This is a genomic window from Mesorhizobium sp. M0998, assembly GCF_040318885.1.
In the GTDB taxonomy this organism is placed as follows: Bacteria; Pseudomonadota; Alphaproteobacteria; order Rhizobiales; family Rhizobiaceae; genus Mesorhizobium.
On record NZ_JAMYND010000063.1, the window covers coordinates 1 to 23,064 of the forward strand.

Below are 23,064 nucleotides of genomic sequence, written 5' to 3' on the forward strand. Positions count from 1 at the left end.
TCAACAAGGATGTCAGCGCCCGCGCCAGGTCCTTAGCAATGGGGACGACGCGGTCTCTGCGCCCTTTGCCGCGCAGCAGCACTTGTGGGTGCGGCCGTTCCAACTGAAGGTCGTTTGCGTTGACGCCGGTGGCTTCGGAGACATGGGCGCCGGTCCGTGCCAAGAAGAGCAGAAAGGCGCGGTCGCGCCGACCACGGGGCGTCTTTGGATCAGGCGCCGCGATGAGGGTGTCCACTTCGGCCGTGGTGAGGTGGTACGTCACCTCAATGTGCGTCCGTTTAATGGGAATCGTCAGCACGCGTTGGGCGACACCGAAGGACGCCGGGTCAGCGGCTGCTACGTGATGGAAGAAGGATCGGATGGCCGCTAGTCGGGCGTTGCGCGTGGCGATGACGTTCTTGCGCTTCTCCTCGAGCTCGTCGAGGAAGGCGAGAACGAGGACTCGATCGAGGTCTTCGAGTGCCAATGCGGCCGGCTTCTTCGCCAATCGGGTGGCGGCAAAGATGATCAGCATGCGCAAGGCATCGCGATAGCTGGCCACGGTCGCGGGAGTCGCATTGCGTTGTTTGGTCAGGCGCCGGCGAAAGTAGGACTCCAGGAGCGGCGCCAGCAGCAGGTGTTCGCTCATGCTGCACCTCCGTCGAGGAAGGCGCGCTCCGCCGCAATGGCGAGAAGATCTGCCGAACCGGTGAGATAGTAGGCAGTGTCGCTGTAGCTGGCGTGACCGAGATATGTGGCGAGCAACGGGAGCAACGCCTGAACGTCTGCGCGCTACTGATGCCAGAGGCCGAGACGGGTCACGGCGAACCGGTGCCTGAGATCGTGTGGCCTTAATGGCTTGCCGCCATCGAGACCAGCAAGCTTGCGGGCCTCGGCAAAGCCGTTTTGCAGGCCTGTCGCCGAGAGGCGATTGCCACGAGAGCTGAGGAAAAAGGCCTGGTCCTTGGGCATGGGAAAAGCGGCATCCCGTTCATGGACGTAGCTACGAAGGGCAGCCTGGGTCGTCGTGTGAACTGGAACGAGACGGTCCTTGCTACCCTCACCGCAGCAACTTCTCACATCCGGACATTTCTTCGGTTTTTGTATTGGGCTGGCCACCACGATCAGGATCTCGCGCGCGTCGTCCCCAGGACGCGCCGCGCGTGTCCCAGTGCCGACACTGCTCCAAACCTGAGCACCGCGGTGCCGGGGTCAAGCTTTCGATGGGGAGACCCGATGATATTCTTCGAGGAGGAGTTTGACCTCCTCGATGCCTTGATCGGTGAAGGCCAAGATCCCGTCGTCATCGTTGGCGCCGTACACCCAGATGACGCCGTCCTCGGGCTCGAGACCGAGGGTCAGGTCCTGGATGAGCGCTTCGCTGACGCTGCATGATCAGGCCGCCGCTGGTTGGGTCCGCAGTTGTGCGGATCTCCAATTCCACGGCAGCAAATCATCGATCCGATGAGCCGGATAGGCGGGCAGTCGGGCGAGGACGTCGGCGAGCCAGGCCGGCAGGGCAAAATCCAGCGCCAAAGTTCGAGTGGCAGGCCCATCGAACTGAGCGCGCTCAATGTACCTCACGAAAGCCATTGTCCGCCCCTTGAGAAGGATTCCCGGCGAGATGCGGCGGCATGCGTCGATGAGTGATGCCAACTCGGCCTCGCTGAGGATTCGCGGAGGCGGAATCGCTCTGGATCTGGGGAAAGCCGTCGGCGTCAGCCGCCGCTCGAAGCCTCTAAAGAGATCACAGAATCTGCTGTAAGCGTAACCGTCAGGATGAACGGCCCGATACTCCTCCCACAGGATCGACAGCGTCACGCCCGGCTTCTTCAGCTCGACCGCCGGCGCGCCCCAGTCGGGCTCGGCGCGTCGGCGCAGTCCTTGTTTGACGCCCTGACGGGAGAAGAGCCGATGTTCGAGAACATCGTCGGTCAGCTCCGCTGGTAACGGCCAGGAAAGACCGGCGGCGGTCGCTCTCTCTATGTTGTCCTGCACCGTGCTGCGGGCAATTCCAAGCATGGTGGCAATGTCACGAACGCTTATGCCGTCCGCGCTTAGTCGTAGCAATTGCCTCAATTGTCTCATGGTCAGCTTTCTTCTCTTCGGCATGCACCTCTCCTCTACCGTCGAGGGAGTGCATGCGCAGGTTGCTGACCCAAAGGCACTATCTAGGCTTTAAAACTGTCCGGTATTTAATCGGAAACGCGTCCGGTTAATTCTCGGAATCGCGTCCGGTTTTTGATCGGAACGGTGTCCGGTTAATCGTCGGAATTTGCAGCTTTGCTCAGACCAAGTTCATACTGCAGCATGCTGTCGACTTAATCGATTGGTCGATCACACCGTTTTCGATAGTTGGCGAACAGGAACAACCTGCGGACCCTCGCGTCCCCGCACCAGCGCAGGTGGCCCCGGGTAAGAGGTGATCGTCGCCGAACATTGCTGCAATTGAGAGCAGAGAGACGGGTTTGATGGTGTGCGCGCCCCTCGATGGCATCGATGTGTTAGAATGGAGGGTGTTTGACAGCCAGCCAAAAGAAGAGTGCCCCCATGGAAGTTAGCACGATTTGAAGTGGATCTGGCGAAGAACTGTTCGGGCGCATGGGGCCGATGCTGCGTATTTCGCAAAAGCCGGGCAAGGGTTCCGCCAATTCCCGGACAGCAGTTTCGCTAATGCCGGGACAAGCGTCCGGGAATTACTGAACACGCAGCCGATGCTGTCGGCGCGTTGTTTTCCGTAGCCGCGCGACAAGGTGCTGGCGTTCTTTGCCAACCAGCCGAGCTGCCGGGTCGCCGTGGAGGCCCTGCGTAGATCGGCACAGCATTGGGGGCGCGAAATCAGCAAGCTCGGCCACGGTCGCCTGATCCCAACGGCCTGGTCTAGTGAAGCGTCAGAAGAAGGTTGAGGTGGGGGCGATGTCGGCGCGATGTATCCGTTAAATCGAAAACAGCGTCACGAAGAACGATTATAAAGTATCTTTGAGCACTTGAGGAAGTTGATAAGGTTTAAAATCCCCACTCTCCGTGAGGCCTGAACGCGACAGCATGCAGAAATGATCACATTTCTTCCCTGCTCCGTCCCGCAATGAGCGAATCCACGCCCAGCAAACGTCTGATGTCGATCGCCGCACCGCTATGCCTCCAGCCATGCACAGGGGCGCCGGGCGCGAACTCTAACTCCAAGCGTTTCGCTCTTCAGACGAGATTTTCCGCAACCACTCGCGCAGCTGCTCGGCCCCTGGCGAAAGGACGCGGTTCTCGTTCCACGTCAGATAGTACCCTCCCGGGGCGTCCAGCACGAGGTCTGTAATCCTGACGAGCTTGCCCTCTTCGACCAATGTTTTCACCAGTCGATGCCAGCCCACGCAAACGCCTTGATCAGCCTGGGCCGCTTGCAAAGCCACGAAGAATTTGCTGAACCTATGGCCACGAAGCGGCCCGTGGGGAATCCCCGCGCGGCGCAGGACCTCGTCCCAACCGGCCCAGTCCGGTTCCATCCGTTCGACTTTCAGCATTGGCAGTTGGGGCAAGCATTTGGCGGTCGCATCACTGTGCTCCTGGGCGAAGCCGGGACCGCAGACCGGGTAGATGACATCGCCAAACAACAGTTCCGCTGTCTCGTCAGGCCATACGCCGAAGCCATAGCGGATGCGCAGCTCGACTTCAGCGCGCCGATAGTCGCGCGAACTGTCGGAGATCACATGGTCGACTGTGATATCTCCATGCTGTGCCCAAAAGCGCGGCATGCGCGGCATCAGCCAGATCGAGGCGAACGCATCGGTGGAGGCAATCGTGACATTCCGGAAACGATCGCCGCGTTTAATGGTCTCGACGACATCGGACGCCTGGGAAAAACTGCTAGCCAGCACGCTGTAGAGGTCTTTGCCGGCGCTGGTAAGTATCACGCTGGTTCCCGGCCTCACAAACAACGGAACGCCTAGTTCGTCCTCAATGGCTTTGATCTGCCGACCGATCTCTCCCGCCGTCACGTTTAGCTCGGAAGCCGCAAGGTTGAACGAGAGATGGCGGGCCGACGCCTCGAATATCTCGAGAGCAGTCGTGGACGGGAGTTCATAATAACGATGAAGCATTGAAGGCTCCAATCAGATCGATAGTCGCTGTCCAAGTAGCCGCTGTATCCGTGTCGACCCCGGTTCAAAGGAGCGTCGCCGGCTTGCACGCGTTAAAGTTGAGATACTGCAAAATCGCTCGCCACTGGCCTGCATGACGTATTGCGGCTGACAAAACCATCGATGCAAGTTGCGTGCCGATTGTCGCACCGTTTTGAGATGCACCACTCGTCCATACCGACGGTCCGGCCCCGGCGACCGTTTCGTCGGCTTCCGACATTCTGGTACAGCTTCGGACACTAGGTTTGTGGATAGACATACGGGATTTTCAGAGTGACAAGGTGGGATCCTGCATCCGTATGAGGAGGTATGAAGAAGCCCCGTTACTCGCGTTATATCCGCTACCGTTTCCCTGCTGAGGTAGTCACGCGGGAGATCCGCCAAATGGTTCGCCGTTGGGCGAGAAGTTCGGACATAAAACCTATAGGTATCGGTCTTGCCGCGCGCCACGATTGGCAAGGGCATCCCGTCGCCATTGCAGACGGTTGACAGCAGGTACATGCGCCTCGATCAGCGTACCGGGTTCAGCGCCGCGCCACAGGTGCTTCGCGGGCGACTTCGAAAGCCCGCCTGACTAAAATGGTTGTAGGAAGTAAGCGGCAGGTAGCGGCAAATGAGTTGCCTGTCCGCTCTCTCATCACGCATTGGCCAAGTGAGCGTAACTTGCTGCGAAACGCCCGAATTTGTGCTCACCGCAAGTCACCGGCTTGTAGCGAAGCGGGTTGCTGTCCGTAACACATGAGGGCAATGGTTCGATGATCGCATTGAAATCAGCGTCGATAAAGAAGGGGATCGAGTATCGCTCGCGTCCCGAGGTATTCACCACGCGGTGCATGTTCGCCAGGTATAGATCGTTCGTGAGCCGCTGAATCAGATCGCCAATGTTGATTACGAATGTGCCGTGGATTGGAATGCCCTCGATCCAATCGCCATGGCGGTTCATGACCTGAAGACCACCCACGTCGTCCTGCGCCAGGACGGTCAGATTCCCGTAATCCGTGTGGGCGCCAATACCGATGATCTCTTCGCCAACACAGCCACTCTGCGGCGGGTAGTGAAGCAGGCGCTGAATGCTGATGGGGTTGCGCGTGAGGTTCTCGAAATAGGTTTCCGACAGGTCCAGACTGAGCGCAATGCCATGCAAGAGTTTTTTCGCGAGGTCCACCATCTTTTGATGGTATCCGTATGTCAGTTCCCGAAACTCGGGCAGACTTGAGGGCCACTGGTTGGGGCCAAAGAACGGACCTTCCAGCGTCGAACGTTCAGGTCCGAAGTCAAAGCACTCCTTCAGGTCTTTCGTTTTGCCCGGATCGGTGTTCTCCCCGAACAGCTCAATGTATCCGCGCAGGGCCACATCGGATTTGCTAATATGCAATGTCATCTTCTGCGACATCGGCAGATCAAAGAACCGACGGCTCACATCGAATACCGAATCCATAAAATCCTGCGGAATGCCGTGGTTCTTCACATACATGAACCCGGTGTTCGACAACGCCCAACGTATCTCCTTCGCCACCATCTGTTTGTTGCTGCCATCGAGAAGCGGCGCTATGTCAACCACGGGGATCTTGTCAAAGCTTTCTCGCTTAGCGCGAAGTTTGTCGTCCAGTCTGACCACGAGATCCTTAGACATGAGTACACCTTTGTTTGACAATGGGAGTCGGCACAACGATTTCGGGCAGTTTTCTTGTTTGACTGGCCCCGCCTGGATAGCTTGGGCTGCCGTGCTCAACCAAGTAGAAGAACCCGAACTCCTTGGCAGGGCATACGTAACCCCTCGCGATCTTGGCGTCGCCTTGCACCGCTGCCAGCTTCGCCAGCGAGATTTGTGGAAGCGTGATCATAGCCGCCGCTCTTCCGTTGGCGTACTGGCCTTCTCGGGCACCTGGAAAATCCAGTAGTGCGCGTCCTCCTCCGCGACATATCTGCCGTCGTTTAGACGCTGTGCCGGCACCAGGACGCCCGCATCCTGCAGGTGCCGCACCTCGTCTTCAAAGGATGTGGCCTCCGCATAGCTCTTGCGGGTGCTTGCGACGATGAATCCGTTCGGGCGCGTGACGCGAGCCAGTTCGCGCAGCCCCTCCGGTCGGACATGCCCGAGCGTGAAGACGCCGCAGCAGACCGTGATGTCATACCTCGCGCTGGAGTAGTCGGAGAGCGGCCCATTAAGGTCGACATCGCCTTGGACACGGCGGTAGACGCCCGTTTGCCGAGCCCTTTCGGCCATCTCCTCGGAGAGGTCGATCCCATCGATCAACCGGAAGCCGAGGCGTTCCAGTTCCACGCCGACGAGGCCCGTTCCGCAGCCAGCGTCCAGGATTGCGATGGCAGTTCGCTGCCTGGCCAAATAGGCTGTCTGAACGGCGCCCGCAAGTTCCGCCACGATCATCGGCCCGCAGTACCCGTCGCGGCCGACATCCAACTCGTAGGAACTGGCCCATCCGCGATAGAAGTTGGCCAAGCGACCGGCGTCGCCGTCGAGGGCATGGGAATCCTTGATGCGCCTTTGTGCGGCTTGCTCCAGTGCCATCTGCTGATCGCGGGTGTTCATGACAGTTCCTTCCTATTTGGGGCAGATGCTCATCCGACGGCGCCGGTCAGCACCAGCTTCCGCCTCGCAACCAGGGCTCAAAACTCGTGCCAATTGGCCGAACGAGGCGAAGAAAACATTTTCTGTGGCTATTTTCAGCTATTTGGCCTGAAGGCAAAACAAGAAATTGGCCAAACAAGCCTGCGTCGCCGTCCGGACAAAGCTGACAGAATCTCGGATGTCGTGACCTGAGACCGTTATACGTTGAAGTCGCCGAACAGCCACAACGGCAGGCGCCCCCTTCTCCCAGCATACGGCAGGCCTATCCGGAGAAACTGTCTGTGGATGGAAGCTACGGCACTGTGCAGGGCGCGCTCGCGAGCTTCTTCACCGCCGAGCTACACCACTCGGCAGGACGCGACCGGGGATAACGCGGAATGCGGTTGAATGATCGTGAATTCCGCTTTCCCCGCGGAGGAATCCTGCCCACTATTTCCGGGAAACCGCCGCGCGCCGAGTCCAACTGTCGGTTTTGTCGAGTCGGTGACATGGTGGCGTTCGGCTGGGCTGCTGATGTATCCTTATCTAAGCCTTTGAATAATATGCAGAACATCTTTCTGACGCTCCTTCTGCTCTGTTGGCACGACTCTTGAACCTTTCCTTGTAGCGAGGCAGCAGGAGCTGCCGGCGGCAGGTCGCAAAAAGCGCCCCGCTTATCGCCAAGCACTTGGCCAGAGGAAACCTAATGGATGAGAGGATGTCTTCCGCGGCAAACAGCGAAACTCGGGCGCGACCCGCGGCTTTGGGAAAATGCATCGTGCAATGCGCTCAGCCGGTGGGTACTCTTAAAGAGGCTTCAGGCAGATGCTCGCACCACGATTCAGGTTGAAACGTCGGACATCGAGTGGCGCGCCGGGCGCAGTTCAGGCGACCGCCTCACGCAACTATCCATCTTGTGGGCGCTCAAGGCGACGTCGACTTCACCACCCAATGCAACGGTCGCATTGCCTTGGCAGTGGATGGGCAGCGACCACGCGCGGCAATGTGTCTGGGTCAATTCGGCCTGCCGCAACGAAGGTGACATCTCGATGCTGCGCACTGGCTTCCCCATACGCGGGCTGGGCCAGAATACGGCGATGGCCGACCTGGACGGCCCGGTGCCGCTCGGTCCCGTCGCGCGGCCGGAAGACATCGCGGATGTTGTGCTGTTCTTGGCGTCCGATACCGCGCCTCACATGTGCGACGCGCTTGTTGAGGTGAACGGCGGAAGGGCTGTTGCGTGACGCGCTTCGCGGGGAAGGTCGCCCTCGTGACCGGCGCCAGTAGCGGCATTGGAGCGGCAATCGCCGACAGGCTTGCCGACGAAGGAGCCAGGGTCTTTGCGGTTCAGCTTGAGGAGGCCGGCCATATAGAAACGATAGTCGCAGACCTTTGCGACCCCGACGTTCCGGCCGTGATCATTGACGATGTCGTTCAACGAGCCGGCCGGCTCGATGTCCTCGTCAACAACGCCGGGCGCATGGTTGAAGCGAAGATAGATGAGACGGGGTTGGACGAGTGGCGACGCACAATGGCGCTGAACCTTGATGCTCCATTTCTGCTGATCCGTCGCGCGATGCCTCATCTTTGCAGAAGCCGCGGCTCCATCGTCAATATCGGCTCGATAGAGGGATTGGCGTCCAACCCAGGGCATGCGGCCTATTGTGCCTCGAAGGCAGGGCTGCATGGCCTAACACGTGCGGTGGCGGTCGATGGCGGGCCAGACGGGGTGCGTTGCAATGGCGTGGCTCCTGGCTGGATCGATACGGATCTCAACGTCAATTTCGTCGCCGCTTTGCCCGAGCAGGCGCGGGGGCGACTGGGTGCCATTCATCCATTAGGTCGAACCGGCCGTGTTGAGGAAGTCGCGGCTATGGTCGCATGGATTGCTTCCGACGAGGCTGCATTCGTCACCGGCCAGATATTTGTCGTGGATGGTGGCCGCACTGCCAAGCTAAGTCTTCCGTGAAGGCAAGTCGGCCGCCAAACTCGGACCGACGGCGTGGAACGCCATTCTCCCGGAGGAGCGGGAGCACTCGGCTTTTGAGGCAGTCTCGCCTGCGATTGGCGGGTGATGGATACGCGCTTCGCGGGACTGTCGGCTGCTCGTTTTGTCCGCTCCGGGTTAATCTTGCTGTTGGCGCGCAGGGCGTACCTGACATCCCGCCGGTTCGTGGCGAGGCTGTGTTGCAGGCGACCGAAACATGCCGAGTGGCACCGGCCCGGTGGCCCCATCCTTTTGTTTGGCTTCCGACGTTCTTGTCCAACTTCGGACGAAGGAAGGTTTGCGGATCTTCTTCCGGCGACGGCTCGTCGCTCCAAAGCATTGCGGTTGCCAGCCTCAAGTGAAATGGCGCGGCGCTTGCTGCAGACTCCTCGGGACCCGGCGAAATCAGGTAGAAACCAGGAATAAGGCCATTGCTGACAATACGGACCTCTATACAAGCGCCTGAGAACACCTTCCATGTTCCCGCTGAATATCGGAACATCCACTCCAGAGGTTCGTGCTGGATAGCTGTATTGCGCAAAGGTCTGAGGCGATGGCCTATTTCGACGCGCGATCACCACCACCTCTGTCATCAAAGGATAAGCGGATCGCCGATGGTCATTCAAGCGCCATGGAGAAACGTTAACTCATGCGGTTAAAGGGTGATCAGAGATTAGAGGCATATCGGAGGATGCTTTGCGTCCGTCGATTCGAAGAAGAGGGTATGCGCCAGTTCAAAGGTGACAAGATCCCTGGTTTCTTCCACGCGAGCGTGGGTCAGGAAGCCGCCATTGTAGGGGCATGTATGGCCCTCCGGGATGATGACGCCATGACCGGAACGCATCGTTCGCACGGCCATCCGATCGGGAAGGGTGCGCATCTAGGCGCGCTCATGGCCGAGCTGATGGGAAAGGAGGGCGGCATTTGCAAGGGGCGCGGCGGTTCGATGCACTTTGCAGACAATTCGGTCGGAAGCATCAGCGAATCGGGCATCGTCGGAGGGGGCATCCCTCTTGCCACAGGGTGTGCGTTCAGCGCGACGGTTCGGGGCGTCGATCAGGTTACGCTTTGCTTCTTTGGCGATGGAGCGGTGAACCAGGGCACCTTCCATGAGAGTCTCAACATGGCGTCGCTGTGGAAGCTTCCGGTCATCTATCTTTGCGAGAACAACGGCTATGCAATCACCACCTCGGTGGCGCAAAGCCACGGGCAGCCGGACATAGCGCTGCGGGCCCCTGGCTACGGCATGCCAGGGATAACGGTTGACGGGCAAGACGTCGACGCCGTCTATGATGCTTCGGCACAGGCCGTCACCCGAGCACGCGCGGGTGAGGGGCCGACTCTCATAGTAGCCAACACCTATCGATTCGATGAGCACAATTTCGGCTTGGTGATTCCGGGAGAGCCTTATCGATCGCTTGAAGAAGTCGAGGCTCACAAACGTGACCGCGATCCAATTTTGCTGTATCGCACCGTGCTCATAGAAGAAGGCATAGACGAAAAGAGTCTGAGAGTAATCGAGGATGAAGTCGCCGAAGCTGTCAAGCAAGCTGTACAGTTTGCTTTGGCCAGCCCCCTGCCTCGGCCCGAAACCTTGCCCGACTACATGTTCAACTCGCCCCTAGCCGGCCATAACAGCTTCGTGGCTGGGCAGAAGGGGAATTAATCGACATGCAAAGTACTGCCCAGAAATTTGTCGCTGCGCCCGGCACCCATATTGAGATGACCTATCTTGAAGCGCTCGTGCAGGCGCAGCTGGAGGAAATGGATCGTGATGAGCGCGTCGTCCTGATGGGAGAGGACATTTCGATCTATGGCGGCGGCAAACTTATTGAGCGGTTCGGCAAGAACCGGGTTTGGAACACGCCGATTTCAGAAGGCGGTTTTACCGGCCTCGCAATCGGGGCTGCGATCAACGGTTTGCGACCGATCGTGGACCTCTCAGTTGCCAGCTTCGTCTATCTCGCCTCGGATCAGATCATCAACCAGGCCTCGAAATTGCGGTATATGACTGGAGGTCAGATCGACATTCCGATCGTGTTTCGTTGTTGGATGTACTCGGTGGGGTCCAAGGCGGCGCAGCATGCCGATCGACCGTATCCGCTTTTTATGAATGTGCCTGGTCTCAAGATCATCTGTCCGACCAGCCCCGCCGATATCAAGGGGCTTATGAAATCGGCAATTCGCGATGGCGATCCTGTACTCGTCTTCGAAGACGCCCGCCTGTGGCCGCTCAAGGGCGATGTGCCCACAGATCCAGACTATTTAATCCCGATTGGCAAAGCGGATGTAAAGCGCAAGGGAAAAGACATAACCCTTGTAGCTATTGCGGGCGCCATCCGGCCTACGATGGAAGCTGCCGACGCGCTCGCCGAGGAAGGCATTTCGGTCGATGTGATCGATCCACGTACTTTGAAGCCGCTAGACCATGAAACCATCAGGATCTCAGTCGCCAAGACCGGACGGCTTGTGATCGTCGAGAATGCGCACCGTGTCTGCAACGTTGGAAGTGAAATCGCCGCGGTGATGGCAGAAGATGCGTTCGATCTGCTGAAGCGACCGATCCTTCGCGTGTGTGCTCCAGACATTCACGTCCCATTCAGTCCTGCCCTCGAGAAGGATTTCTTCCCGACGAAGGATCACATCATTGCTGCCGTACGGCAGCTGCTCTGAGAGTCTCAAAGACTCTGAACAGAATGGAAGCAAAGATGCAATGGCGATGTGGTCTGGCGCAGTTTCAAACGCCACAAAAAGGAGAGGACGGCAAATGAAGGATACAATGATCGGGGTGGACCTGGCAAAGAACGTATTCCAGCTTCACGGCGCCGCAATGACGGGGGATCTGAAATTCCGCAAAAAGCTGACGCGGTTTCGGTTTCGGCAGTTCATGGCATGCCAAGCGCCTGCTGGTTGTGATGGAAGCTTGCGGCAGCGACCCACTGGGCCCGAGAAAAGGTTAAGCTTGGTTGCGCATGATTCAGCCGGACACGCGCGGGCCCGATCCGCGGCCAGCAAAACTGCGATTTCTCGAGCGTTTTTGCATAGAGACAAACCTCTGACCCATCCCACCAGACGATCTTCACCCGGTCAGCTCTTTTCGAACGGAAGACATAAAGGGAACCATCGAAAGGGTCCACACCGCCATCGCGAACAAGCGCCATCAACGAGACCGGTCCGTTGCGGAAGTCGACCGGCGCGCTTGCAACATAAACCGTCACGCCCGAAGGGATCATGCCGCCCGTACCGCTCGGATCACCCGTGCAAGATGATCCGCGTCTACGCTGCTGCCCACACGCACAATCAAGTCTCCCACGACAATTTCCACGGGCGCGATGTAAAGCGGTTCAAACCGGGTGAACTGAAGCGCCGGATCATCGCCAACGGATGCCGGCAGCCAGGATGGCGGTGTTGGCGCCGATCCCGGCTGCCTGCCGGATCAGGTTCGCCGGCGTCGTGTTGGCATGGCGCTGGTGCGCCTTGGGGATGTGCTCGTTGACGGTGACATGGCCGCAGCGCTGCGAGCGGCGGACATGGCTGGCGACGCGCTTGTGATCATGGAAGAGCTCGACCACCCGGTGGGTGAGCCGCACATCCACGCGCCGCCCGATCAGCGCGTGCGGCACCGAGTAGAAGGTCCTGTCGATCTCGACATGGTAGTCGGGAAGCACCTTCGCCGATTTCCACTCCGCATATTCGAACGGCGCCGGCGGCAATGGCGACAGGGCCGTTCGTTCGATCACCTCGAACAGCTCCCGGCGGCTTTTGCCGACCTGGCGCATGGGGCGGTTGTTCAGATCCTCCAGCAACACCGCGATTGCGGCATTGAGATCGCCGAGACTGAAGAAGCGCCGGTTGCGCAGCCGGGCCAGGACCCAGCGCTCGACGATCAGCACCGCGCCCTTGACCTTGCCCTTGTCGCGCGGCTTGCGGCTTCGGGTCGGCAGAATCGTCGTGTCGTAATATTCTGCCATGGCAGCGAAGGTCTGGTTGAGCGTCGGCTCGAACCACAGCGCCTTGGCGACGCCGGCCTTCAGATTGTCGCAGACGATCGCCTTCGTTACTCCGCCGAAGAAGGTGAGTGCCCGGCACTGGCCCTCGATCCAGTCCGGCAGCTTCTGGCTGAAGCTGGCATGGGCGAAGGTGAAGGACGACGCGCCCAGCACCCCAACGAAGATCTGAGCCTGGCAGATGACGCAGTATCGGGATCGACGACGGGCACGGTCTGGCCCGCGTAGTCGGTCTGCATCACCGCGCCCGTCTCGTGGCGGTTGCGGAACGTTGTGCTCGCCCGGCGCTGGAAAGCGCCGAACCGGTCGCAAAACCAGGTGTAGCCATAACCATCGGAATGCGCCGCGTGGTATTCCTGCCACAACAACGTCAGCGTCACGCCCTTGCGCTTCAGCTCGCGCGAGACCATCGCCCAATCGGGCTCGTCCAGATCCTGCGGCGGACGGCCAACCGGCGAAACAGAAGCCGCTCAAGCGATGCGTCATTGTCACAGCCCGGCGGCAGCGGCCAGTCCGAGATGTCGGCCTCCGCGCCCGCAACCAGATAGGTCGAAACGGAAGTCTTGCTGATCTTCAGCCGTTCCGACAGCGCACGCACCGAGAGGCCTTGCTCATGCGTCAGGCGCAAGATTGATCGTAGGTCTTTCACTGTCGTTCGTCTCGCTTGCTTCCGTCTTGGCATGGCCCCTCTCAACCCGATGAGAGAGGGCAAAATGCCAGAACGGCGCTCCCGAGAACCGACCGTTATATCCGCCCCGAAAACTGTCCGGGAATTGGCGGAATCACTGTCCCGCAATTACTGAAATCGCTGTCCGCGAATTAGCGGAATGGGTGTCCGCGAATTTCTGAAACGCACTCCATCGGCATCAGAAGTCCCAGGCAATAATCCTTCAGCGGCTCAACGCGGTCGGCGTGGCCGATCACTCCGATCAAAGCATCGACATAAGCGTCGAATGCTGCTTCACTCTCGGCTGTCCAGTCGCCATGGCGGGGCACTTCCCTAATCACGAAGCAGCAGCCTAACAAATCCGCGACCAGCGCGAATCCCCCATACCCGCGACTTTCTGACTCAGTAAGAATAGGCGTGCTTATAGAAATTCCAATCATCAGCTCCAAACAGAAAGCCGATGAATCTCAAATTGAGCTACCCACTGCTACGGGTTCCCTTGCCGCTTATCGACATCCACCACAAGAAGCCGAAAGGCCGACCGATGAGCGAGGCGACGTCGCGGGCCAACGGCCGGCCTTTCGGCTTCTTGTGGTGGATGTCGGAGACGTAGCCGTTGTTCTCCAGCCATGCCTCGTTCTTCTTGGAGCGATAGGCCGTGTCGGCCCACACTTTCGAGCCGGTGTTGTTCTTGTCCAGCACGTTGGAAAGCTGCGCCCCGTCATAGGCCGAGGCACTGGTGACGTTCCAGCCGCGGATGAAGCCGTGCCGGCGATCGATGCCGGCATCGTTCTTCTCTGGTTGCCGCCCTTGATGCAAGAAGCTTTTCAACCTGCTGTGGCTGGTGATCGAGTGCGTTCTTCTCTCAGGCCTTTTCATCACGGCATTTCGAGAAGCCGCTGGCCGGTATGGTGATCTGCGGACCCGGTCCAAATCTTGTAGGCGAGCTCTCAGCTCGAAGAACCACACTGGGTTTTCCCGATCCAGATCTTTTCGATCGCGCTCTCGCGGACCGGCCTTCAACCAATCAAGTGCAACCGTGGTGCCGATATCCCGCTCTTCCCTTCCGTAACGACGAAGTCAATCGCGCCGATCTTTTTCTCGATGCGGAAGGCGGAAGAGTGCGCGTCAGGATCTTTCCGTCGCTACGATAAGCGCTCCGAATTCCCACCCGGTCAAAATGGTGGAAAAACTGGATGCGCCCTGCGCCCTTACACTTGCCAATTCCTGCGATTGATAGATCATCCTTGTAGGACGTGTCTTTTGTAAGGAATGCTTCGGTCTGAGCATCTCCCAGGCCACAACCATTGTCAGAGCATGAGATCGCGATATCCGATTCGTCTTCAAGCAGACCGGATCGCCTCGAAATTTCGCGTGATCGGGTCCTATCACGTCGGATTAGAAACGCATCAATCGAGTTCGAGATTAGCTCTTCGAGAACACATAGCGATTTGAGCTGATCTTCGTGTTTTTCAAACTTCCGCGGATATCGAGTGTCATTATGTGTCAATCGGAGGGCTGCATCGGGGCGAGATTTCTGGGAGTGGAACCCATCGAAGTCAAGTGATGCCTGACGGTCAGGGCTCGGGATTCGGAGTCAGAGAAAACAGAGGATGGAGGTCGTCAGTCCAGACTGGAGCGAATTCCACATTGGACGCTACGCTCCCGCCGTATTATGCCCGCGCACGCTCTGGCGCGATGGTGGATGCAAGTTGACCACGCGGAATGGCAACTTGAGTTGCTCATGATTGTCGGCGATCCAGCGCATCTGAAGGTCTGGAAGTACTTGGTATCTGCGCATATGCGCTTGGCACCGATGGGGTGATCGACTGGCACCAATTGCTCGGCTACTGTCGGGTTTTCGACGGCCTGGCGGATTTTTTCCCTGACGAATTCAGCAGCGGTTTCGTTTGCTTCGGCATTCCGAAGCAAATCTGGATAAGCTGCCATAAAAGAGGTTCCCCTAGCAGCCCATCGTCTTTCGTATTCTTGGCGTCATTCTTCGAAGATACAGCCGACGCTCACTTGTCCCCGAACTGGGAAAGAATCCCCGCCGGCATCGAACGCGCTAACGCGCGCCGCTCAGCATAATTCCCTTTCCAGGAATTTTCGTACTCGGCATCCATCGGTCTGTTTCGTGCCGGAAGACTGAAATTCGGCGTACGCTGGAACACGTACAGGTGTTTAGCCTGTTTCGCGAGCTCTGGAACCACCTGTATTCCCGACGACCCTGTGCCGATGACGCCAACATTCTGCGCAGACAAATTGACGCCCTCATGAGGTCAGTTGCCAGTGTGATAGATTCCACCCTTGAAGGTCTCGAGCCCAGGAAGGTTCGGGGTTTGGGCAGCGGACAAACACCCGGTAGCCATTACGCACCATCTGGGGTGAAGATGTTCGGATCAGGATTCCATGGTAAATCTCCGCTCGTTGCTCGGTATCCAAGGTCTGAGCCCGTTTGCATGACCCGGCCCGTTTCCGATGCCGCTTCAAACTCACATCCGGTCGCCGCTCACATCGGCCGCACCAATATCCCCCTTGCGTCGGGGAAGGCTCAGGAGGGCGGGACCATTCTCTTCTTCCTCTTCTTCGGCTTTTTAAGCCAGGCCAAATTTCGGTCCGCTCACCTGGATCCACCGGAGCTGATCAGGCCCCGGGAGATTGAAAAGGGGGAAGCGTTTGTTTTCAGGCGGCCGTTGTCTCGGCTCCTTCCAGCACAACCCCGGTGGTCACATATTTCCAGAAGGCGATCAGCAGCTTTCGCGCCAAGGCAACGATCAGCACTTTCCGAACTCGGCCACCATTGAGCTGTACACGCTGATGAAACCACAGGGTCAGCATCGAACGAGGCTGATGCCTTACCCACAACCAGGCGAGCTGGATCATGGTCGTTCGCAGCCGGGGGTTTCCGGCTTTGGAGACACCTTGTTCGTGCGCGACGGATCCGCTCCGCCAGGGCGTCGGCGCCAATCCGGCATAAGCGGCAACCTGCCGTCGGTTGGAAAAGCTTCGGAATAATCCCTCCGACCACAGGACCCGGCGAATTCCGGGCCAATCCCCTTCAATTTCTTTAACATTGCTCCCGGCGCTGGCGCGCCTTCGTCCGACGGGCTGAGCATAGCATCCCGCTCGGTCTCCACGGACTTGATCTGCTGAAGCGTAAGTTCGAGTCGATCAAGTTCGCGTCCAATCTGTGCCTTCAAATGCTCAGGTAGCGGACGACCATCACCGGTCCTGAGTTCCTCAAGCCGCTCGCGTCTTTTGCGCAATAAAGGCTCATAGTCAGAGATGCCTTGGGCGAAGAGCAGCCCCTTGATCCGATTCACGTGCTCGACCCGCTCCGCTGTCAGCGTCTTGCGCTCGCGGCAGATTCGGCGGCGATCCTCCTCTTGTGAGGTCGGTGCTCGAACCATGGCGCACACCGCGGCTCGCCTCGCTTGTAAGCCAGCAACGCGCGCACCAGAGCTTCCCCGTCGATCTTGTCAGTCTTCGCCCGTCGACGCCGGCGCGACGTCGCGATTGATGCGGGGTCAACGACGTGGCTTTCGACCCGTCCGTCCTGCAGCAAGCGGTGGATCCAAAAGCCGTCGAGGCCCGCCTCTTGAATCACGATGATTGGAACGACCTGCCCCGTGCGGGCCTGCACCTTGTTTTTGAGCTGAGAGAACCGTGCCCATAGTCCAGCGACGTCACCGCTGCGAACCGTATACTTCGACATCTTTTCACCGCCCGGCGACAGCGATGTAATCAGCCAGGTCGATCGACTAAGTTCCAGCGAGACGAAAAATTGCGCCAAGATCGGTGCGGATAGCGGTCGGCGCTTGGGGTCGGTCAGTGATAATTTGCATGGTCGCCTCCAGAGTGGGTGGGTTAGCAAACTCACTCTGCCAGAGCGTCGGTCGCTATCCACTCCCCATGGGATCTCTTCTCGTCGACAGACAGCACGATCGCGTGGGCCGGCGGATCGAGGTAGAGGCCGACCACGTCGCGGAGCTTGTGGACGAACTGCGGATTCATTGGAGAGCTTGAATTGCCGCCAGCGGTTCGGCTGCAGTCCGTGTACCTTCCAAATGCGGCGCATCGCGCTGGCGCTGATGTCGGCCGCTTGCACCATCATGTCGGCGGTCCAGTGCGTCGCAAGTCTTGCAGCGTCAGTGCCACCACGCGCTCGGCCACTTCGGGTCCGAGCGGCGGAATGCGCGACGGCCGCGCCTTGTCGCGCGACAGCCAATCGAAGCCTTCCTCAGCGAAACGCTCCTGCCAGCGCCACACGCACGTCTTGGACTTGCCGGTCTGCCGCATGATCTCGACGGTGCCGACGTCGTCTGCGCTCAACAGGATGATCTCGGCGCACCAGACGAGCTTCTGCGGCGCATTGCGATCTTTGATGAGCGCCATCAATCGCTGGCGGTCGGTTGGCGAAACCGTGCAGGATATTCCTGTGCGCATGCGCGAAGGGGGAAGGTCAATTCACATTCCGCGTGTCAGATGTCCGACAAATGTCGGACGAGCAACATAGAACATCAGCAACTCCGTATAGTTTAGAAATGGTTTTCTCCGTTGGAGAATGTTCTTATGATTTCGCTGACTACCGCTGTCATGAGAGTATCGCTCGCCGTTCTCTTTGTTGCAGAACTATCGAAAAATGACGCTTGAAGAGGATTTGCGGGATGACGTTGGAAATCAAAGCAGGCCCTGTATCGGCCAATCTCATCGAACAGGATGATTTGATCTGCTTAAGCAATAGGCCAAGCGTGCCCTATGAGGTTGAAAGCCTTGTAAAATGGGCGGAAATATGCTCCGTGGGCGGGACGGCGATTGATATCGGCGCCTATACCGGGCTGTTTTCCATAATCGCAGCTAAGCAGGGATGCTGCGTCATTGCCTTTGAACCGATGCCGACCCACGTAGCGCGGTGTTGGGATAATTTCCGCCTGAACAATGTCGAGGTCGAACTTTACAACGCTTGCGTTTCGGATGCTGTTGGCGAAGCGGTGATCAAGTTCAACCCAAATGCGCCGTATCTGACATATGGCGCCAGCTTAATCCGTTCGACCTGCGGGGCGGGGAATGAAAGCAAACCGCTTAACGTCCATTCGATGACGATCGACAGTCTCGGGTTGGATCAATGCACCGCGATCAAGATCGATGTGGAGCGCGGCGAGCCGATGGTGCGCCCGGTGCCCGCAATACATTGGAGCGGCTAAAGCCTGTCCTCATAGTTGAGGTGATTGGCGAGGAGGAAAAGGCGGCCGTGCGCACCGCCGTTCCCGATTATGACGTGGCGGCCGAACTGGATCTGCGGAACTGGCTGATGGTGCCGAAGTAAGAATACTTTCCGTTCTGCGATCCGGTGGTCAACTGGAACGTTCTATCGCCTGAAGGATGGCATGCGAAGCGGCTGTTTTCAGCGGCGCTTGAGCTGCGCGGCGGACACGCCGACGTCACCGCAATGCCACGCCATTTTGCAGAACTTGACGCACACAACTGTAGTGGGCAAGATCCGGTGTCCGCGTGAATGCAGTCGCTCCTGGGTTCGTACAGTCTGAGATGACCGGCAAGTATCCTGACGAAGTCATAAATGCATGGTCGGACCAGACACCGATGGGCCGCCTGGGCCAGCCTGATGAGGTCGCATCTGCGGTCCGTTTTCTAGCGAGCGATGCGTCAAGCTATCGGGAACGGTGCTGTTGGTGGATGGCGGCTATACCTGCTGGTAGCAGCCCTCTGGCTGTCGTCGAGACCTGAGGGTTTAAGAACTTCCATGCATGTACGCCATTAGCCGAATTTCAGCTTGTTACAAATGGTTCAATTCGGCCGTTTGCCAATGCTGAAGCCCCTATACCCCTCGTTGGCCACATCATCGCAAATTTTTTGATAGGTGGGCAGACCCCCGACATACGGCATGAAAACAGCCGGTTTTCCTGGAACGTTGACACCGAGGTACCAAGATTTCGCCTGAATGTACAACGTTCCCTCGGCGGTCTTCCTGACTTCCTCCATCCAAGTTTCTTCAGCTGAAGCGGTTGCCTCTATATACTCGGCGTCCACGTCGATCAGATATGCAATGCACTCAGCTATCCATTTAACGTTGTCTTCAATAGCAACTATGACGTTGGTCAGAACCGATGGGCTTCCTGGTCCGGTGACAATAAATAAGTTCGGAAAACCGGTGCTCATCAGGCCAAGAAAAGTCTTCGGCCCATCCCGCCATTTTTCCGTAAGGGCAAGCCCCTGCCGCCCGACAATCTCGATTTTGTTAAGCGCGCCAGTAATCGCATCGAACCCCGTCGCCAGCACCAAACTGCCTAGCTCGTAAAAATCAGAGCCTGCCGTTACCCCTCCCGGAGATATGTCGCGGATGGGATTGGCACGGATGTCTACAAGCGTGACGTTCTCGCGATTGAAGGTTTCGAAATAGTTTGTGTCAGCGCATATGCGCTTGGCACCAATAGGATGATCGACCGGCACCAGTGGCTCGGCTACCATAGGGTCTTGGACGGCCTGGCGGATCTTTTCCCGGACGAATTCAGCAGCCGTATCGTTTGCTTCGGCATTCCGGAGCAAATCTGGATAAGCTGCCATAAAAGAGGTCCCGCCAGCAGCCCATCGCCTTTCGTATTCTTGGCGCCGCTCTTCAGCAGATACGGCCAACGCCGATTTGTCCCCGAACTGGGACAGGATCCCTGCCGGCATCGAACGCGCTAGCGCGCGCCGCTCGGCATAATTTTTCTTCCAGGAGTTTTCGTAGTCGGCATCCATGGCCCTATTTCGTGCCGGAATGCTGAAATTCGGCGTACGCTGGAACACGTACAGATGGTTAGCCTGCTTCGCGAGCTCTGGTATCACCTGTATACCCGACGATCCTGTGCCGATCACGCCGACATTTTGACCAGACAGAGCGACGCCTTCATGAGGCCAGTTGCCGGTGTGATAGATTCCACCCTTGAAGGTCTCGAGTCCAAGAATGTTAGGGGTTTGCGCGGCCGACAAACACCCGGTCGCCATGACGCACCACTTGGCCCGATATTGCGTTCCTTGATCTGTCGACACCAGCCATCGGGACTCTTCCTCCTGAAAGGCGGCCCTCATGACGCGTGTGTTGAATTTTACGTCACGAAGAAGGTCGAACTTCATCGCCACGTAGTTGGCATAGGCCAGGATCTCCGGCTGCGAGGCGTAGCGCTCGCTCCAGTGCCACTCTTGCTGAAGTTCCTCCGAGAACGAGTAGGAGTACTGCATGCTTTCAACGTCGCAGCGCGCTCCCGGATAGCGGTTCCAAAACCACGTTCCGCCGACCCCCGAGGCCGTTTCAACCACCACCGCGGAGAGGCCCAGGCGGCGGGCGAGGTGCAGCATGTACATGCCGGCAAACCCAGCACCAACGATGAGCACATCGCAGGACTCGACGGCCTCTCCACCAGCGCAGCCTTCCAAAACATCGTTATGCTGCACGAGCTGCTTCCTTTGGAAATTTTTCGCTGAATAGCCTGACAGTTACGTTGCCAAAAAAAGCAGGCATACGCACTCGCCAAAAACTCAACCGCCCGATCCGTTTTTTTCCGAACCGACTTTCGACATCGGGTGCTAAAACGGCAGTCAGGGAAGAGGCTTTTCAGACGCGATCAATCCATGCCGGCTGAAACGCGCCTCCCGCGTGTCGTCTCTACCGGGATTCCAAGCGCACGCTTCCGCGCGTCGGGTTATCAGTCGCAAGCATAGCACAGAAGCCGTCGAGCGCTTCCTGGGTCAACGGCAATGTTAATCGATATAACAAGTGGGAGTTCACGTTATGAAGTCGCTGTTTCGTTCTATTCTGCTTGGTTCCGTTCTGTGCTGTCCTAGCGCATTTGCGGGCGAGAAAGTGATCCCAGCGTGGGACGCAATCACAGAGAACCTCATGCAGACCTACATCGTGGACGAGGGCTTACGGCAACTTGGATACGACGTAGCAGATCCCGTCCAACTTCAGATTCAATTGGCTTACGTTGCGATGGCAAGAGGCGACGCCACGTTCTTTGCTGCCTATGCGGAGCCAATCCATGACCAGTACCTGAAGGAAAATGGCGGAGACGCCGTCTTAACCCGGCTCGGGCATATTTCAGCCGATAATATCCAAGGCTACCTGATCGACAAGAAGACAGCGGATGCGACCGGCATCAAGTATATAGAGGACTTCAAGGATCCAGAGAAGGCGAAGCTTTTCGATATCGACGGCAATGGCAAAGCCGATCTTTATGGGTGCGAGCCAGGATGGGGATGTGAGGTAATCATTGAGCATCATCTGGACGCGTATGGATTGCGCGATACCCTTGAAGAAAAGCAGGGCAGTTATTTCGCGATCATTCCAGACGCAATCGAACGCATCAAAGAAGGAAAGCCCACCCTTTATTACACGTGGACCCCCCTATGGGTATCCAGCATACTCCAGCCCGGGAAAGACGTTGTTTTTCTTAACGTCAAGAAGACGGAGCTGCCCGCGGGACAGACGGCCAGCACGACAATCCCCGGTCTAGGAAATCTTGGATTCCCGATGATCCAGCAAAGGATTGTTGCGGCTACGTCCTTCGTCAAAGACAATCCGTCGGCAAAAAAGTTCTTTGAGCTCGTTGCAATCCCTCTCGACGACCTGAATGCGGAAGACCTCCGGATCTACAAAGGCGAGAACTCCAATGACCAGATCCAGCAGCGCGCCTTGGAGTGGATTTCCACGAACAAGACGAAGTGGGACGAATGGATCGCGCAAGCGAAGGCTGCACACTAGCTTTGCCGCAGGAGACTTCAATTGATTGATAACAGTCTCGTAGATCAGGTTGTCATCGTGACGGGCGCTGCCGGTGGGATCGGCAGCGCTATCGCCCGAACCTTTCATCGCTTAGGCGCTCGCATGTTGCTAGCTGATTACGATGAGAGCGGCGTATCGAAATTGGCGTCTTCGTTAGATCCCACCGGCGAGCGGGTGATAGCAGTCGCCTATGATGCGAGCAAACCATCAGACGCGGACGCCCTCGTATCGACATGCATCGCTCGTTTCGGTCACATCGATCATGTCGTTCCGGCAGCAGCAATCTTCGAAGATCAACCATTCGCCTCTATGACAGACGAGCAGTGGCGACGAACGATGTCGATAAACTTGGACGGAGTGTTCTACATCTGCAGGCGGGCAATTCCTCATATCAAGCCGGGTGGAACAATCGTGACCATCGCCTCGTCTGCAGCCCATGAAGGCTGCTCGCCCGAGCACGTTCACTATGGGGCTTCAAAAGGCGGAGTGTTGGCTTTCACCAAATCTCTCGCGCGGGAGGTGTCACCGAACATACGCGTAAACACAGTATCTCCCGGGACCATAGACACTCCGATGGTGGCGGAACTCCTGCGGCAGAATGGAGACAAATGGCTGTCCATCACGCCAGCAGGCCGCTTCGGCACCGGTGAAGAAGTCGGTGATGCCGTGGCGTTCCTTTGCAGCAACGCCTCGAGCTATATCATGGGTCAGACCATTCACGTGAACGGTGGATCATATATGGGAGGCTAGGCACCCGAGTTTGGCGTTATCGTCGACCGTGAACAATCTTGACCGCTAAGCGGCAAGCTGCCTCGGCCGGTTCAGGAACGCGGCGATCAAGAGCCACAAAAATTGCTTCAGCCACCTGAGCAGGAGGGAGAAGTTGTAGCCGGCGGCGGCCAGGATGGCGTTGACGGCGTCGCCCTGCTTGCCGGCGAGA

18 protein-coding genes and 7 pseudogenes are annotated in these 23,064 nt (G+C 57.9%); 10 read left to right on the forward strand and 15 right to left on the reverse strand.

The features are described from left to right. The coding region (locus tag NKH59_RS31150) for a tyrosine-type recombinase/integrase (protein ID WP_353024074.1) at positions 1-628 on the reverse strand (628 nt) is incomplete at its 3' end. 143 nt (positions 629-771) lie between these two features. Next, a complete protein-coding gene (locus NKH59_RS31155; RefSeq protein WP_353024075.1) occupies positions 772-1,101 on the reverse strand; it encodes a tyrosine-type recombinase/integrase in 330 nt (109 codons plus the stop codon). Positions 1,102-1,215: 114 nt separating this feature from the next. Here NKH59_RS31155 and NKH59_RS31160 point away from each other — a divergent pair, with 114 nt between their 5' ends. Continuing rightward, on the forward strand, positions 1,216-1,374 hold the full coding sequence (locus tag NKH59_RS31160; protein ID WP_353024077.1) for a hypothetical protein: 159 nt from the start codon (positions 1,216-1,218) through the stop codon (positions 1,372-1,374). Here the strand turns inward: NKH59_RS31160 and NKH59_RS31165 are convergent. Both NKH59_RS31165 and NKH59_RS31170 read right to left on the reverse strand, forming a co-directional pair. Next, positions 1,375-1,491: pseudogene (locus NKH59_RS31165) on the reverse strand (transposase domain-containing protein); the annotation flags it as partial. Positions 1,492-1,950: 459 nt separating this feature from the next. Beyond that, positions 1,951-2,091, reverse strand: a pseudogene (locus NKH59_RS31170) (helix-turn-helix domain-containing protein); the annotation flags it as partial. A gap of 167 nt (positions 2,092-2,258) precedes the next feature. On the opposite strand from NKH59_RS31170, the pseudogene NKH59_RS33605 reads away from it, so the two are divergent. Then, positions 2,259-2,405: pseudogene (locus NKH59_RS33605) on the forward strand (ATP-grasp domain-containing protein); the annotation flags it as partial. Between the two features lie 747 nt (positions 2,406-3,152). On the opposite strand, the gene NKH59_RS31180 reads toward NKH59_RS33605, so the two are convergent. The 3 genes from NKH59_RS31180 to NKH59_RS31190 form a co-directional block, all read right to left on the reverse strand. Then, positions 3,153-4,070 (reverse strand): LysR substrate-binding domain-containing protein, encoded by a 918-nt coding sequence (locus NKH59_RS31180; RefSeq protein ID WP_353024079.1) that lies wholly within the window; start codon positions 4,068-4,070, stop codon positions 3,153-3,155. 676 nt (positions 4,071-4,746) lie between these two features. Beyond that, positions 4,747-5,742, reverse strand: a complete 996-nt coding sequence (locus NKH59_RS31185) for an isopenicillin N synthase family dioxygenase (protein WP_353024081.1) — start codon at positions 5,740-5,742, stop codon at positions 4,747-4,749. Between the two features lie 207 nt (positions 5,743-5,949). After that, positions 5,950-6,660 (reverse strand): class I SAM-dependent DNA methyltransferase, encoded by a 711-nt coding sequence (locus NKH59_RS31190; protein ID WP_353024082.1) that lies wholly within the window; start codon positions 6,658-6,660, stop codon positions 5,950-5,952. Between the two features lie 728 nt (positions 6,661-7,388). On the opposite strand from NKH59_RS31190, the gene NKH59_RS31195 reads away from it, so the two are divergent. The 4 genes from NKH59_RS31195 to NKH59_RS31210 all read left to right on the forward strand — a co-directional run bounded on the left by NKH59_RS31195 (position 7,389) and on the right by NKH59_RS31210 (position 11,338). Then, positions 7,389-7,922 (forward strand): hypothetical protein, encoded by a 534-nt coding sequence (locus NKH59_RS31195; protein ID WP_353024084.1) that lies wholly within the window; start codon positions 7,389-7,391, stop codon positions 7,920-7,922. A 26-nt stretch (positions 7,923-7,948) separates the two neighbouring features. Continuing rightward, a complete protein-coding gene (locus tag NKH59_RS31200; protein ID WP_352818948.1) occupies positions 7,949-8,647 on the forward strand; it encodes an SDR family NAD(P)-dependent oxidoreductase in 699 nt (232 codons plus the stop codon). 709 nt (positions 8,648-9,356) lie between these two features. Continuing rightward, complete coding sequence (locus NKH59_RS31205) at positions 9,357-10,331, forward strand: thiamine pyrophosphate-dependent dehydrogenase E1 component subunit alpha (RefSeq protein ID WP_353024086.1); 975 nt, start codon at positions 9,357-9,359, stop codon at positions 10,329-10,331. A gap of 5 nt (positions 10,332-10,336) precedes the next feature. Then, positions 10,337-11,338 carry an alpha-ketoacid dehydrogenase subunit beta gene (locus tag NKH59_RS31210; RefSeq protein ID WP_353024088.1) on the forward strand — a complete coding sequence of 334 codons (1,002 nt, stop codon included), beginning with the start codon at positions 10,337-10,339 and terminating at the stop codon, positions 11,336-11,338. Between the two features lie 212 nt (positions 11,339-11,550). Here NKH59_RS31210 and tnpB read toward each other — a convergent pair whose 3' ends face one another. The 6 genes and pseudogenes from tnpB to NKH59_RS31240 all read right to left on the reverse strand — a co-directional run. Beyond that, positions 11,551-11,898 (reverse strand): IS66 family insertion sequence element accessory protein TnpB, encoded by a 348-nt coding sequence (gene tnpB, locus NKH59_RS31215; protein WP_353024091.1) that lies wholly within the window; start codon positions 11,896-11,898, stop codon positions 11,551-11,553. Positions 11,899-12,060: 162 nt separating this feature from the next. Beyond that, positions 12,061-13,354: pseudogene (istA, locus tag NKH59_RS31220) on the reverse strand (IS21 family transposase); the annotation flags it as partial. 137 nt (positions 13,355-13,491) lie between these two features. Further along, positions 13,492-13,788, reverse strand: coding sequence for a hypothetical protein (locus NKH59_RS31225; protein ID WP_353024093.1), 297 nt, complete (start codon positions 13,786-13,788; stop codon positions 13,492-13,494). 28 nt (positions 13,789-13,816) lie between these two features. After that, entirely contained in the window at positions 13,817-14,158 is a 342-nt protein-coding gene (locus tag NKH59_RS31230; RefSeq protein WP_502908728.1) for a transposase, read from the reverse strand. A gap of 1,866 nt (positions 14,159-16,024) precedes the next feature. Beyond that, a pseudogene (locus NKH59_RS31235) lies at positions 16,025-17,187 on the reverse strand (IS110 family RNA-guided transposase). Positions 17,188-17,263: 76 nt separating this feature from the next. Beyond that, positions 17,264-17,788 (reverse strand): annotated as a pseudogene (locus NKH59_RS31240) (helix-turn-helix domain-containing protein); the annotation flags it as partial. Between the two features lie 221 nt (positions 17,789-18,009). Here NKH59_RS31240 and NKH59_RS31245 point away from each other — a divergent pair. Together NKH59_RS31245 and NKH59_RS31250 are read left to right on the forward strand one after the other, a co-directional pair. Next, positions 18,010-18,546, forward strand: a complete 537-nt coding sequence (locus NKH59_RS31245; RefSeq protein ID WP_353024095.1) for an FkbM family methyltransferase — start codon at positions 18,010-18,012, stop codon at positions 18,544-18,546. A gap of 343 nt (positions 18,547-18,889) precedes the next feature. Beyond that, on the forward strand, positions 18,890-19,087 hold the full coding sequence (locus NKH59_RS31250) for an SDR family oxidoreductase (protein ID WP_353024097.1): 198 nt from the start codon (positions 18,890-18,892) through the stop codon (positions 19,085-19,087). Positions 19,088-19,147: 60 nt separating this feature from the next. Here NKH59_RS31250 and NKH59_RS31255 read toward each other — a convergent pair whose 3' ends face one another. Then, positions 19,148-20,794 (reverse strand): flavin-containing monooxygenase, encoded by a 1,647-nt coding sequence (locus NKH59_RS31255; protein ID WP_353024099.1) that lies wholly within the window; start codon positions 20,792-20,794, stop codon positions 19,148-19,150. A 337-nt stretch (positions 20,795-21,131) separates the two neighbouring features. Between NKH59_RS31255 and proX the strand changes: the two genes are divergently transcribed. Continuing rightward, complete coding sequence (gene proX, locus NKH59_RS31260; protein WP_353024101.1) at positions 21,132-22,103, forward strand: glycine betaine/L-proline ABC transporter substrate-binding protein ProX; 972 nt, start codon at positions 21,132-21,134, stop codon at positions 22,101-22,103. Between the two features lie 21 nt (positions 22,104-22,124). Further along, positions 22,125-22,874: an SDR family NAD(P)-dependent oxidoreductase gene (locus NKH59_RS31265; protein WP_353024103.1), complete on the forward strand. Its 750-nt coding sequence runs from the start codon at positions 22,125-22,127 to the stop codon at positions 22,872-22,874. A 45-nt stretch (positions 22,875-22,919) separates the two neighbouring features. Here NKH59_RS31265 and NKH59_RS31270 read toward each other — a convergent pair. After that, positions 22,920-23,064 (reverse strand): annotated as a pseudogene (locus tag NKH59_RS31270) (IS5/IS1182 family transposase); the annotation flags it as partial.

Coding starts and splice junctions, on each gene's coding strand:
- NKH59_RS31250 (WP_353024097.1), top strand. CDS start 18,890: ATGACCGGCAAGTATCCTGACGAAGTCATAAATGCATGGTCGGACCAG.
- NKH59_RS31185 (WP_353024081.1), bottom strand. CDS start 5,742: ATGTCTAAGGATCTCGTGGTCAGACTGGACGACAAACTTCGCGCTAAG.
- tnpB (WP_353024091.1), bottom strand. CDS start 11,898: ATGATCCCTTCGGGCGTGACGGTTTATGTTGCAAGCGCGCCGGTCGAC.
- NKH59_RS31160 (WP_353024077.1), top strand. CDS start 1,216: ATGATATTCTTCGAGGAGGAGTTTGACCTCCTCGATGCCTTGATCGGT.
- NKH59_RS31205 (WP_353024086.1), top strand. CDS start 9,357: ATGCTTTGCGTCCGTCGATTCGAAGAAGAGGGTATGCGCCAGTTCAAA.
- NKH59_RS31195 (WP_353024084.1), top strand. CDS start 7,389: ATGAGAGGATGTCTTCCGCGGCAAACAGCGAAACTCGGGCGCGACCCG.
- NKH59_RS31180 (WP_353024079.1), bottom strand. CDS start 4,070: ATGCTTCATCGTTATTATGAACTCCCGTCCACGACTGCTCTCGAGATA.
- NKH59_RS31245 (WP_353024095.1), top strand. CDS start 18,010: ATGACGTTGGAAATCAAAGCAGGCCCTGTATCGGCCAATCTCATCGAA.
- NKH59_RS31190 (WP_353024082.1), bottom strand. CDS start 6,660: ATGAACACCCGCGATCAGCAGATGGCACTGGAGCAAGCCGCACAAAGG.
- proX (WP_353024101.1), top strand. CDS start 21,132: ATGAAGTCGCTGTTTCGTTCTATTCTGCTTGGTTCCGTTCTGTGCTGT.
- NKH59_RS31210 (WP_353024088.1), top strand. CDS start 10,337: ATGCAAAGTACTGCCCAGAAATTTGTCGCTGCGCCCGGCACCCATATT.